The 13139-nt window shown below is 71.3% G+C and carries 10 protein-coding genes; 7 read left to right on the top strand and 3 right to left on the bottom strand.

What is annotated here, in order from left to right:
* Window positions 1–199: 199 nt before the first annotated feature.
* Window positions 200–1918 carry a cellulose binding domain-containing protein gene (locus AB0B35_RS36845; RefSeq protein WP_361054984.1) on the top strand — a complete coding sequence of 573 codons (1719 nt, stop codon included), beginning with the start codon at window positions 200–202 and terminating at the stop codon, window positions 1916–1918.
* A gap of 88 nt (window positions 1919–2006) precedes the next feature.
* On the opposite strand, the gene AB0B35_RS36850 is transcribed toward AB0B35_RS36845, so the two are convergent.
* On the bottom strand, window positions 2007–2960 hold the full coding sequence (locus AB0B35_RS36850; protein ID WP_361054987.1) for a LysR family transcriptional regulator: 954 nt from the start codon (window positions 2958–2960) through the stop codon (window positions 2007–2009).
* A 197-nt stretch (window positions 2961–3157) separates the two neighbouring features.
* Here AB0B35_RS36850 and AB0B35_RS36855 point away from each other — a divergent pair, with 197 nt between their 5' ends.
* Window positions 3158–4429, top strand: coding sequence for a M64 family metallopeptidase (locus AB0B35_RS36855; protein ID WP_361054990.1), 1272 nt, complete (start codon window positions 3158–3160; stop codon window positions 4427–4429).
* A 91-nt stretch (window positions 4430–4520) separates the two neighbouring features.
* Here AB0B35_RS36855 and AB0B35_RS36860 read toward each other — a convergent pair whose 3' ends face one another.
* Entirely contained in the window at window positions 4521–7052 is a 2532-nt protein-coding gene (locus AB0B35_RS36860; RefSeq protein WP_361054993.1) for a copper-translocating P-type ATPase, read from the bottom strand.
* Window positions 7053–7223: 171 nt separating this feature from the next.
* On the opposite strand from AB0B35_RS36860, the gene AB0B35_RS36865 reads away from it, so the two are divergent.
* From AB0B35_RS36865 to AB0B35_RS36885, 5 genes are all read left to right on the top strand, one after another.
* Entirely contained in the window at window positions 7224–7547 is a 324-nt protein-coding gene (locus AB0B35_RS36865; protein ID WP_361054994.1) for a metal-sensitive transcriptional regulator, read from the top strand.
* A 286-nt stretch (window positions 7548–7833) separates the two neighbouring features.
* Complete coding sequence (locus AB0B35_RS36870) at window positions 7834–8046, top strand: heavy-metal-associated domain-containing protein (protein ID WP_361054997.1); 213 nt, start codon at window positions 7834–7836, stop codon at window positions 8044–8046.
* Entirely contained in the window at window positions 8043–9005 is a 963-nt protein-coding gene (locus AB0B35_RS36875) for a hypothetical protein (RefSeq protein WP_361055000.1), read from the top strand. The genes AB0B35_RS36870 and AB0B35_RS36875 overlap by 4 nt, the downstream gene beginning before the upstream one ends.
* Complete coding sequence (locus AB0B35_RS36880; protein WP_361055003.1) at window positions 9005–11257, top strand: heavy metal translocating P-type ATPase; 2253 nt, start codon at window positions 9005–9007, stop codon at window positions 11255–11257. Before AB0B35_RS36875 ends, AB0B35_RS36880 begins: the two co-directional genes overlap by 1 nt.
* Before the next feature lie 229 nt (window positions 11258–11486).
* Window positions 11487–12278, top strand: a complete 792-nt coding sequence (locus AB0B35_RS36885) for a DUF1295 domain-containing protein (protein WP_361055006.1) — start codon at window positions 11487–11489, stop codon at window positions 12276–12278.
* A gap of 5 nt (window positions 12279–12283) precedes the next feature.
* Here the strand turns inward: AB0B35_RS36885 and AB0B35_RS36890 are convergent, their stop codons facing one another.
* Entirely contained in the window at window positions 12284–12985 is a 702-nt protein-coding gene (locus AB0B35_RS36890) for a hypothetical protein (protein WP_361055009.1), read from the bottom strand.
* Window positions 12986–13139 lie beyond the last annotated feature (154 nt).

The following is a 13139-nucleotide window of genomic DNA, read 5'->3' on the forward strand; positions in this document are numbered from 1 at the left end:
CAGACCATGACCATCGACCCCTGCAACCTGCAACTGCTCTACCAGGGCCGCTCGCCCAACTCCGGCGGCGACTACGGGCTGCTGCCCTACCGGCCAGGCCTGCTCACCCTGCAGCGCTGACATCGCGAGTCGTGCCCTGCCGGACCGGACCGGCAGGGCACCCCATCAGCACCGGCCGATCATGTTCGAGGAGGGACCCATGAACAGACGCAGCATCAACCATGCCGGGCTGGTGACGGTCGCCGCGGTGCTGGTGGCGTCAGCCGCGGTCGCCGTGGCGGTGCCGGTGTCGGCCGCGGCGGCGGGCTGCGCGGTGAACTACGCCGTGTCGTCACAGTGGACGGGTGGGTTCGGCGCCGCCGTCACCGTCACCAACCTCGGGGACCCCGTGACCGGTTGGACGCTGACCTGGTCGTTCGGCGCCGGCCAGACGGTCACGCAGGCGTGGAACACGACATTGACCCAGAGCGGCGCCGCGGTCACCGCGAGAAACGTCGGCTACAACGGCTCCGTCGCGACCAACGGCACCGTGTCGTTCGGCTTCAACGGCTCGTGGACCGGCAGCAATCCCGCTCCGACGGGGTTCGTGCTCAACGGGACGGCCTGCACCGGCGGCGTGGTGCCGACCGCCTCGCCCACGGCGACCACGAGCGCGTCACCCAGCGCTGCCCCGAGCAGCTCACCGACCACCACCCCGGACATCACGGTGGACACCGCCGGCAGGTACCAGACGATCGACGGGTTCGGGGCCGCGACGTCGATCTGGGGCGGAGCCTGGTCGACCGCCGAGACGCAGACGCTGGTCGGCCTGGGCCAGAACCAGCTCGGCCTGTCGATCGTGCGGACCGGCGTCTCACCGGTCTCCAGCGAGTGGTCGACGCACGTGAACGCCCTGAAGACCGCGAAGTCCTACGGGTCGGGGGTGAAGATCCTCGCGTCGCCGTGGACTGCGCCCGCGGCGTGGAAGACCAACAACAGCCGGGTCAACGGCGGCAAGCTGAGGACCGACTACTACGACGACTACGCCAACCACCTGAACAGTTATGTCCAGTACATGCGAGGCCAGGGCGTGCCGATCGACGTCACCTCCGTACAGAACGAACCGGACTGGCACCCCGACTACGACTCCATGGACTGGAGCGGCACGGAACTGCAGACCTTCGTCTGCGCCCAGGGCGCGAGAGTGCAGAACACCAGGCTGATGGTCGCCGAGGCGGTGAACCTCAACTACGGCTACACCGATCCGACGCTGAACGACTCGTGCGCCCGCGACAACATCGGTTACATCGGCGGCCACCTGTACGGCACCGAATCCTCGGGGCGGCTGGCGCCGTACGCGCGGGCTGCCCAGTACGGCAAGCCGGTGTGGATGACCGAGTGGAACTTCCACGAAGCAGACGGCAGCGGCTCGAACATCTGGGGCAACCCGGCCAACCTGGCGGTCTGGAACGAGACGCTCGACGACATCATGCGCACGGTGCACAAGTCGATGGAGTCGAACTGGAGCGCCTACATCTGGTGGTACGGCAAGCGCTTCTACTCGTTCATCGGCGACGGCGAGTCCGCGTACGGCACCACGGCCGGGGCTCCGCTCAAGCGCGGCTACGCGTTCTCCCAGTACGCCAAGTATGTCCGACCCGGTTACCAGCGCATCGCCCTGACCAAGAGCGCCAAGGCCGCACCGCTGGAGGTGACCGCCTACCAGGGCGACGGAAAGATCACCCTGGTGATCCTCAACCGGTCGTCCAGCACCATCAGCAACGCGGTGATCCAGGCGCCCGCGCAGGTCGCGGCAGCGGCGCACTACCTCACATCCCAGAACGCCAATGCGGCCGGCCAGCCGGTGACCGTCAACGGAGGTCGGGCCACCGTGACCGTCGGCGCCCGCAGCATCTCGACCGTCGTGCTGACCCTCTGAGGTTCCCGCGCGGATCGTATCCGTCGGGTGGGTGGATTTCGCTCCCTCCACCCGACGGTGCTGCTGCCAAATCGATCGGCTCGCGGACCTACCCGCTGGACTGCCCGTTGGCGTGCAGCCAGGCCTGGTAGTGCGGACGACGGCCGGCGTAGGCCCAGTACGCCTCGCGGGCCAGGCGTACCAGCCCGTCGAACATGTGCGCCAGCGGGCCCTCGTCGCGGCAGACCAGCAGGTGCCGCATCTTCACAGGATCGCCGGCCAGCGGCCTGACCGCGACGCCGTCGGTGCTGTCGAAGACCGCCTGGCAGGCGGCGATCGCACGCCGCGTGGCGATGAGCTCGCGCAGGGGCTGCGCATCGGCGACGGTGTACAGCACGCGCGGCCTGAACCCGGCCTGCTCGCAGGCGACGAGGAAGCAGTCGGGCCAGCCGGAGCCGTCCGGCGGGCTCAGCGCCCAGGGTTCGTCGGCCAGCTCGGCCAGGTCGACCCGGTCGAGGCCGGCCAGACGGTGCTGGTGCGACATCGCGACGAACACCGGTTCCACCGCGACGACCTCCGCCAGGACCGAGACCGGCTGGCGCAGCGGAAACCCGGGGTAGTCGACCGTGGCGACGGCGTCCAGTCGTCCGGCCAGCAGCAGCTCCCACAGCAGGCGGGGCGAGTATTCGGTGGTCAGCCGGACCTCGGCTTCGGGCAGCAGGTCGCTGAGGCGGTCGGCCAGACCGACCGACACCGCGCCGGCGATCCCGCCGAGCCGGACGACCGGCCGCTGCGTCGACGGGTGCCGGCGGACGCCGCTGCGTAGCTCATCCATTGCCAGCAGCACCCCGCGGGCGCGGGTGAGCAGGTACTGGCCCAGCGGGGTCGGGGTCACCCCGCGGCGGCCGCGCAGGAAGATCTGCGCGCCGAGTTCGCGCTCCACCCGTTGCAGCTGCGCGGTGAGCGCGGGCTGTGAGACGCCGAGCTGGGTGGCGGCCTTGGTCAGGCTGCCGGAGTCGGCGATCACACACAGCGAATGCAAATGGCGCAATTCGAGCTCCACGAGCGGCACGTTATGCCAACCCGGGCGTGCGGGGAAGGCCGTGCGGGGCGCGGCCATCACGTCGCGGTTATGGCACACCGGGATTGCCGGTGCCCGGTTGCCGGGCGGCACAGTGAGACGCCATCCACGCACCGTCATCGATGTCTCGGGTTCAGTGACGGCGGGCGTTTCCGTACCAGCCCTCAGAGGAGGCGCCGATGCGCCGAAGTCCCCTGCCCCTCGCCGCGACCGCGCTGCTGTCGGCGATCCTGACCCTCACCGCCGCGCCCGCGACCGCCGCGCCGCAGGACCGGCAGTGGCGGGAGGTGTTCTCCCCCGACGGCACCATCGCCACCATGCTGCTGCCCGCCGAACGCACCGCCACGATGAGCCCCGACAGCCGCGTCGCGGCCGCCGCTGCCGCCACGGTGGCGATCCAGGACACCGGACCGTCGAGCGAGCGCTTCGACCTGGTCATCGTCGGTGACGGATACACCTCGTCGGAGATGGGCCTGCTGCGCCAGCACGCCCAGGCCAAGTGGGACGAGATCGCCGCGACCGCGCCCTGGAGCACGCACCGCGCCTCGGTCAACGTGTGGCTCGTCGAGGTCGTCTCCGCGCAGTCCGGTGTGGACAACGACCCGACCCAGGGGATCAGCCGCAACACCGCGCTCGACATGTACTTCTGGTGCGGTGGCATCGAGCGGCTGCTGTGCCTGAACAAGACCAAGGCCAAGCAGTACGCCGCCCAGGCCCCGGCCGTCGACGCGATCGTCGCGGTCGGCAACACCACCAAGTACGGCGGGGCGGGGTATCCGAGCCTGGCGACGGTGTCGGGCGGCAACGCGCGAGCGGGGCAGATCGCGATCCATGAGCTGGGCCATTCGGTGGGCGGGCTCGCCGACGAGTACTGGACCGCGGGCACCACCTACACCGGCGCCGAGCCGCGCGAACCCAACGTCACCAAGTCGTCGGATTGCGCCAAGTGGTCGGCGTACCTGGGCCGGGCGACTCCCGACGGCGGGGTCATCGGCTGCCATCAGGGCGGCCACCAGTACGCCAACGGGATCTACCGGCCCTCGCAGGACTCGCTGATGCGCACGCTGGGCAAGCCGTTCAACCTGGTCGGCCTGGATGTCATGGACCGGGCCATCCGCGCGAAGATCGGCGGTGGCGGCGGGTGCAGCGGATATCAGAGCACCCGGACCGGCGGTCTGTCCGGCGGCGGTTCGGCGTACCAGCCCGACGGCACCTACTACTACACCGCCGTGTCGGGCACGCACCGGGCCTGCCTGGACGGTCCCGCCGGAGCCGAGTTCAACCTGCAGTTGCAGAAGTGGAACGGCTCGGCGTGGACCGTCGTGGCCAGTGCCGCGACCGGCGGCCCTGACGAGACTCTCACCTACAGCGGCACCGCCGGGTACTACACGTACCTGCTGCAATCGGTGTCGGGCTCCGGTTCGTACACCTTCGGCTACAGCACACCGTGACCGGTCGGGGGCGCCGCCGGGCGCCCCCGCAACACCGTGCGGTTCTGGCGGAGTTGCGTCCGCCGGACGCCCGACACCGGCCTCGGTGCGTTCAGCCGGCCGTGGCGGGCCGGGCCTGCCGGGCCGGTGGCCTGCGGCGGCGCAGCAGCAGGGCGTTGAAGGTGACGATGATGGTGGAGGCGCTCATCAGCAGGGCCGCCCACTGCGGTTGCAGCAGGATGCCCAGGCTCGGGTACAGCACGCCTGCGGCGACCGGGATCGCGAGCAGGTTGTAGATCGCGGCCCAGAACAGGTTCTGTTTGATCTTCTTCCGGACGGCGCGGGCGGTGGACAGGGCGTAGCCGACGTCGGCCGGGTTGTCGCGGATGAGCACGACGTCGGCGGTCTCCACCGCGACGTCGGTGCCGGCGCCGATCGCGACGCCGATGTCGGCCTGGGCGAGGGCGGGGGCGTCGTTGACGCCGTCGCCGACCATGGCGACCTTCGCCCCGGACTGCTGCAGGGCGGTGATGTGGCCGGCCTTGTCCTCGGGCGGCACTTCGGCGACGACGGTATCGATGCCCAGTTGGCGGGCGACGACTTCGGCGGTGGAGTGCTGGTCGCCGGTGAGCATCACCGTGCGGACCCCGGCGCGGTGCAGTTCGGTGATCGCGGTGCGGGCCTGGTCGCGGACGGGGTCGGCGACGGCGACGACACCGGCCGGCCTGCCGTCGGCGGCGACGTACATCGCGGTCTTGCCGTCGGCTGCCAGCACGGCGGCCTGCTGCCGCAGCCGGGAGACGTCGACGCCTTCGCGCTGCATGAGGCGGGCGTTGCCGATCAGGACCGTGCGGCCGCCGACGGTGGCCGCGACGCCGTGGCCAGGGATCGAGTCGAACGCCTCCGGTGGGGTGACGTCGAAGCCGCGCCGCCTGGCCGCGTCGACGATAGCCGCGGCGAGGGGGTGCTGGGAGGGCTGGTCGGCTGCTGCGGCCAGGCGCAGCAGGTCCTCGTCGGTGAACCCCGCCGCGGACACGAGGTCGGTGACAGCCGGCTTGCCCTGGGTGAGGGTGCCGGTCTTGTCGAACACGACGGTGTCGATGCCGGCGGTCGCTTCCAGGGCGGTGGCGTTCTTGAACAGCACCCCGCCGCGGGCGCCCTGCCCGACGCCGACGGTGATCGCGGTCGGGGTGGCCAGGGCCAGCGCGTCGGGGCAGGCGATGACGATCGCCGACACCGCTGCGGTGAGCGCGAACCCGACGCTGTGGGCGCCCCACAGCATCCACGCGGCGAACGTCAGCGCACCGGCGCCGAGCGCGACGTAGACCAGGTACTTGCCGGCCGTGTCGGCCAGGCGCTGCGCGGGGGCCTTGGACGCCTGCGCGTTCTGGACCATGGCGACGATGCGGGCCAGGGCGGTGTCGGCGCCGACGGCGGTGGCGGTGAACGTGAACGCGCCGGTGGTGTTGATGGTGCCGCCGACAACGGTGTCGCCTGCCTGCTTGGCGACCGGCACCGGCTCACCGGTGATCATCGACTCGTCCACGTACGACGTGCCGTCGGCGACGGCGCCGTCGACGGGGATCTTCGCGCCGGGCTTGACGACGATGACGTCACCGGTGACGACCTGCTCCAGCGGAATCTCGGACTCCCGGCCGTCGCGGCGCACGATCGCCGTCGGCGGCGCCAGCGACAGCAGCGCTTCCACGGCGCGGCCGGTGGCGAAGCGTGAGCGCATCTCCAGCCAGTGTCCGAGCAGGCTCAGTGTGGTCAGCATCGCGGCGGCCTCGAAGAACACCTCGTGCCCGCCGGTCAGGGTCGCGCCCACCGAGTAAAGGTAGGCGACGAGGATGCCGACGGCGATCAGGGTCATCATGGTGACCTCGCCGTAGCGCAGCGAGCGGGCGGCCGAGGAGATGAACGGCCAGCCACCCCACCACACGACCGGGGTGGCCAGGATCAGCCCGAACCAGCCCATCGACAGTCCGAACGGCGGCTGCGACGGCAGGCCGACCGCCTCGCCGATCGGCGAGAACGCCACGATCGGGATGGTGAGGACCGCGCTGACGACGAAGCGGCGCAGCATCGAGTTGACCATGTCGGCCCCGTGACCGGCGTGCTCGTCGTGTCCGCCGTGCTCGGCGTGCCCGCCGTGCTGGGCGTCGTCGTGGTCCACGGCGTGTTCGCCGTGGCCGGTGTCAGGACGCGCCGCGGTCACGGTGCCGGGGTTGGCGCTGTGGCCGCCGTCGTGGTGTGCGGTGTGGGACTCGGCGGCGGCTGCTGCGGCGGTATGGCTGGGGTGGTGGCCGTGGGCGTGCAGCTCGTCAGGCGCTCCGGCGGCCGGGTGGCCCGGCTGGCAGCAGGAGGCGTCGCAATCGACGCACTGGCAGCCGTAACCGTGGCTGCTCAGCAACTGGCGGATCGCGGCCGGGTCGGTGCGGTGCGGGTGGTAGGTCACGTGCACGACGGCACGGGTGCGGTCGGCACGGGCCGCGGTGATCGCCGGTTGCCCGGTCAGGAACCGTTCGAGGGCGGCCAGTTCGGTGCCGCAGAAGCAGAAGTCCAGCGCGACTTCGGCGACACGGGCGCCTTGCTCGATGCCGTGGTCGTGGTTGCCGGTGTGGTCGCCGGTGTGGTCGTTCATGTCGGTCCCCAATACCGTCTTCTCTAGATCCACTTCGGAACATACCCCGTGGGGGTAGTGCCCACCCGTGGTTTGACCGTTCGTGATCCGCAGTGCGCTATACCCGGTGGGGGTATCTGAACGGTGCTCGAACGCTAACATACCCCCCGGGGGTTTCGCTATAGTGGTGCCATGACGACGCCGACGCACCCCGCCGAGCCTGCCGCCCCGAGGCCCACCCGCGGCTACACCGCCAGCAAGGACCAGTTGCTGACCCGCATCCGCCGGATCGAGGGCCAGGTCCGCGGCATCGAGAAGATGGTCGAAGAGGACCGGTACTGCATCGACGTGCTCACCCAGATCTCGGCGATCCAGGCCGCGCTGGACAAGGTCGGGCTCGGCCTGCTCGACGGACACGCCCGCCACTGCATGCACGAAGGCGCCGAGCAGGGCCGCGCCGACGAGATGGCCACCGAGATGATGGCCGCGGTCGGACGGCTGATGAAGCGCGGCTGAGCGGGCCATCGCGTCGTCACGCGGCGGGCGCCCGATCACGGGCGCCCGCCGCGTACTGCCACTGCGACCGCCGGACGGGCATCCCGGTCGGGAGATACCCGCCGGGGGTACCGCGGTTGATACGCGGGAGGCATCCGCACAGTCGGGTGGGTGTCAGCAGCTACCGGTGGGGTGGGTGCGGCCGATGTGACGGCCTTCATGTCTCACGCCTTGCATACACCCCCGGGGGGTATGCTACGGTGGCCGTGACATACCCCCCTGGGGTATACACTCGAAGGGAGCGGCGATGGAGACCGTATACACCGTCAAGGGCATGACCTGCGGGCACTGCGTCAGCTCGGTCAGCGCCGAGGTCGGCAGGATCGACGGCGTGACCGGTGTGCAGATCGACCTGACGACCGGTTCGGTCACCGTGACCAGCACCGAACCCCTCGCCCGGGCCGCGGTCGCCGGCGCGGTCGACGAGGCCGGCTACGAGCTGATCGGAGCGCAGTCATGAACACCCCGCTCAAGCTGAGCCTGTTCGGGCTCGGTCTGGCAGCGGTGTTCGCGGCGTCGTACGGGGCCGGACACCGGGCCGGCCCCTCCCCCGCCGCCGCGGACGACACCCACGTCTCACCCACAGCACACGGGGGCCACAACCCGGCACCGGCCACCACCGCCGCACCCGCGGTTCCCGGCGGGCTGCAGACCGCCCAGGACGGCTACCGGCTGCAGCCGCTGACCGCCGCCCTGTCCACCGGCTCGCCTGCCCCGCTGCGGCTGGCGGTCCTGGGCCCGGACGGCAAACCGGTCACCGGCTACACGCCGACGCACGACAAGGACCTGCACCTGATCGCCGTCCGCCGGGATCTGACCGGTTTCCAGCACGTGCACCCGACACTGGGCGCCGACGGCGTATGGCAGATCGACCTGAAGGCGCCCGCTGCCGGGCAGTACCGCCTGTTCGCCGACTTCCAGCCCGCAGGCCGCGACCGGCCGCTGACCCTGGGCGTGGACCTGCCTGCCGCAGGTGACTACCGGCCGCAGCCGCTGCCCTCGCCTGGCCGCACGGCGACCGTCGACGGCTACACCGTGACCCTCGGCGGCGACCTTGTTCCCGGAACGTCGTCGAAACTGACCCTGACCGTGGCCAGGGACGGAAAACCGGTCACCGACCTGCAGCCCTACCTTGCCGCGTACGGCCACCTGGTGGCGCTGCGCGACGGGGACCTGGCCTACCTGCATGTGCACCCCGACGGTGAGCCCGGCGACGGACGCACCACGGCCGGTCCGCAGATCGTCTTCCACGCCGAGGTCCCCTCCGACGGGGCCTACCGGCTGTTCCTGGACTTCCAGCACGCGGGTGCCGTACGGACCGCGGCGTTCACCGCAGTCGCCGGGCAGACCCCGCCTGCGCCGGCAGTTCCGGCGCCCGCGCCCAGCGCATCGCCGCACGGACACGAAGGAGGCCACTGATGAGCCAGAGCACGCAGCTCACCTACGCCACCCGGCAGATCGAGCTGTCCATCGGCGGTATGACCTGCGCCTCCTGCGCCGCGCGGATCGAGAAGAAGCTCAACCGCATGGACGGGGTCACCGCGAGCGTCAACTACGCCACCGAGAAGGCCTCGGTCACCTTCCCCGACACGCTGTCGGCCGATGACCTGATCGCCACGGTCGAGGCGACCGGCTACACCGCCGCCGCCCCGGCCGCCGCACCCGCACCGGGCGAGGCAGGCGAGCCGGTCGACGAACTGGCGGGGCTGCGGCAGCGCCTGTGGGTCTCGGCAGTGCTGGCGGTGCCGGTCGTGCTGCTGGCGATGGTGCCGGCGTGGCAGTTCACGAACTGGCAGTGGCTGTCGCTGACCATGGCCGCGCCGGTCGTGGTGTACGGCGGTGCGCCGTTCCACCGTGCCGCGTGGGTCAACCTGCGCCACGGTGCCGCGACCATGGACACCCTGATCTCGGTCGGGACCCTGGCCGCGTTCGGCTGGTCGCTGTGGGCGCTGTTCCTCGGCACCGCCGGCCGGCCGGGTATGACGCATCCGTTCAGCCTGTCGATCTCGCGCAGCGACGGCACGGGCAACATCTACCTGGAGGTCGCCGCTGCGGTCACGGTGTTCATCCTGGCCGGGCGGTTCTTCGAGGCCCGGTCCAAGCGCCGCGCGGGTGCGGCGCTGCGGGCGCTGCTGGAGCTGGGCGCCAAGGACGTCACCGTCATCCGCGACGGCCGCGAGCAGCGCATCCCGGTCGCGCAGCTGACCGTGGGAAACCTGTTCGTGGTACGCCCCGGGGAGAAGATCGCCACCGACGGTGTCGTCACCGACGGCAGTTCGGCCGTCGACGCGTCGATGCTGACCGGTGAGTCCGTGCCGGTCGAGGTCGGTCCCGGCGGCGGGGTGGTCGGTGCGACCGTCAACGTCGGCGGGCGACTGGTCGTCCAGGCGACACGGGTCGGGGCCGACACGCAGCTGGCGCAGATGGCGCGGCTGGTCGAGCAGGCCCAGACCGGCAAGGCCGCCGTGCAGCGCCTCGCGGATCGGATCTCGGCGGTGTTCGTCCCGATCGTCCTCGCCCTGGCGGTCGCGACCCTCGGGTACTGGCTCGGGACCGGCAACGGCGTCGCGGCGGCGTTCACCGCCGCGGTAGCCGTGCTGATCATCGCGTGCCCGTGCGCGCTTGGCCTGGCGACCCCGACCGCGCTGCTGGTCGGCACCGGCCGCGGCGCACAGCTCGGCATCCTGATCAAGGGCCCGGAGGTTCTGGAATCGACCCGCCGCGTCGACACGGTCGTGCTGGACAAGACCGGCACCGTCACCACCGGCCGGATGACGCTGGTCGACGTCGTCACCGCCGAAGGCACCGACCGTGCGGGCGCGCTGCGGCTGGCCGGGGCCGCCGAGGCCGCGTCAGAGCATCCGATCGCGCAGGCCGTCGCCGCGGCCGCGGCGCAGGCAGGCGACCTGCCGGCGGTGTCCGGGTTCGCCAACACCCAGGGCCTGGGGGTGACGGGGACCGTCGACGGTGTCGCCGTGGTCGTGGGCCGGGCTGCGCTGCTGGCCGAGCATGGCCTGGCCGTGCCCGCCGAGCTCGAAGCGGCGCGGCAGGCCGCCGAACGCGACGGGCGCACAGCGGTGCTGGCCGGCTGGGACGGCGCGGCGCGGGCGGTGTTCGCCGTCGCCGACGTGGTCAAGCCGACCAGCGCGCAGGCGGTGGCCGGGCTGCGGGCGCTGGGACTGACGCCGGTGCTGCTGACCGGCGACAACACCACCGTCGCCACGACGATCGCCGCCGAGGTCGGTATCGACGAGGTGATCGCCGAGGTCCTGCCGGCGGAGAAGGTCGACGTCGTCAAGCGGCTGCAGGCACAGGGCAAGGTCGTGGCGATGGTCGGTGACGGCGTCAACGACGCCGCCGCCCTCGCCCAGGCCGACCTCGGCCTGGCGATGGGCACCGGCACCGACGCCGCGATCGAGGCCGCGGACCTGACCCTGGTCCGTGGTGACCTGATGGCCTCCGTGGACGCGATCCGGCTGTCGCGCCGCACTCTGGCGACGATCAGGACGAACCTGTTCTGGGCGTTCGCCTACAACGTCGCTGCCCTGCCGCTGGCGGCGCTGGGGCTGCTCAACCCGATGATCGCCGGGGCGGCGATGGCGCTGTCGTCGGTGTTCGTCGTGTCCAACAGCCTGCGGCTGCGCGGCTTCAAAACCGTCACCGCACGCTGACCCTCCTACCGGTGGCGCCGCCGTACGGTGGCGCCACCGACCCATGCCGCGCAGGAGGCTGCCGAGGACAATGGGAGCACGGGGAGCCGACCGCGCGGGTGCGGCGGCTCAGCCTGGTCGGCGGGGCGCCGGCGGTCGAGGAGCGGAGGATGGACGTGGACCAGGTCCTGGCGGTACGTCCCGGCGATGAGGGGTCTGGCATCGGCCCGCAGACGCTCTCGGCGGCCCGATGAGCCCGCTCGCGATGAACCTGGCGGTCAGCGCCTGCGCGGCGCTGGCGGTGGTGCTGACCGCGTTCGTGTTCGGGGTGGTGCTGGGCCGTCACCGGGGCGTGGATGTCGCGTGGGGCCTCGGCTTCGTCGCAGTGGCCGTGACCACGTATCTGCTGTCGGCCGGTGATGGCGACCCGGTGCGCCGCGCCGTGGTCACCGCGCTGACCGTGGTGTGGGGCCTGCGGCTGGCGGCGCACATCGCCTGGCGCGGCTGGGGGCACGGCGAGGACCGCCGCTACGAACGGCTGCTGGCCCACGCCCCAGGCAACCGGCACGTCTACGCCCTGGGCGTGGTCTACCTGCTGCAAGGTGCGCTGATCTGGTTCATCTCACTGCCCGTGCAGGTCGCGCAGTACTCATCGGCCCCCGCCGACGCGTGGCTGGCCGTGGGCGTGGCCGTATGGCTGGTCGGTTTCGGGTTCGAGACCGTCGGCGACGCGCAGCTGCTCCGGTTCACCAGCGACCCGGCCAACGCCGGGAGGGTTCTCGACACGGGCCTGTGGCGCTACACCCGTCACCCGAACTACTTCGGTGACGCCTGCGTCTGGTGGGGTCTGTACCTGCTCGCCGCCACCAGCGGTGGGGCGGGCGCCGCGACGATCCTGTCCCCGCTGCTGATGACCTGGTTCCTGGCCGCCAAGACCGGAAAACCGCTGCTGGAGGCAAGCCTGCTGCAACGGCGGCCCGGATACGCCGACTATGTCAACCGCACCAGTGGGTTCATCCCGCTACCACCGCGCTCACCGTGACATCGCTACTGTTCGCATCGCAGTTCGCATCGCTCGACGGTGCCGAGCGCCGGGTCGCTGTGTTGGGGTTCGAACCACACGGACAGTGCCGTCGGTCCGACCCGGACCAGCAACGCCCGGCCGCCGTACCCGTCGCTGAGCTCGACGGCGTCCGTGCCGGACTGCTCGGCGTCGTCCAGCAGGGCGGGCAGCCGGACCGGTGAGTCGTCGCGGTGCAGTCCTCTGGCCGGCGCGATGGCCGACATGATCATCAGCCAGCCGCTCGGTGTGCGCAGGGTGCCACCGAGGAAGGGCTTGGTCAGCGGCGAGGCGATGAAGTCCCAGAAGGCGTCGGAGCCGAGGAGACGCTCGGTGGAACCAGCGGCCGTCGGGTAGTCGGCGTCGCCGGCGGGACCGCCCGTGCGAGTCGCCAGGAGAAGTCCGGTCGGCGTGCGGAAGACCGTGTGCCGGCCGGTTTCTCCCATGGTGACGCCGAGGCCCCGCCCGGCTCCGAGGTCGACCTCGACCACGTCGTCGTCCAGGGATTCGAGCATCACGCGATGCCAGTCCGAGCCCTCCAAGTCGTACGGGTCCGATGACGTCGCGTTGGTGTCACCCGCCCAGTCGCCGACCTCTCCGGCGTCGGCCAGAAGGAAGGTCGCGCATCCCCCGCCACTGCTGATGGCGCGACCCAGCAGCTCCAGCGCGTTATCAGCAGAGGGGTTCACCCATACTCCAAAGTCTATCGGCTATGACCGCGGCCACCCGACGCCCGGGCGAACTCACTGCGCAGAGAGTGCCATGAACGTGAAAGTGCGCCATCGGCCGCCACCCGACAGGCTGCTGCCATGCCGGCTGGACGGTCCTCGGCACGTCGGCCAC

The sequence above is a fragment of the Catellatospora sp. NPDC049133 genome, assembly GCF_040648455.1.
Lineage (GTDB): Bacteria > Actinomycetota > Actinomycetes > Mycobacteriales > Micromonosporaceae > Catellatospora > Catellatospora aurea.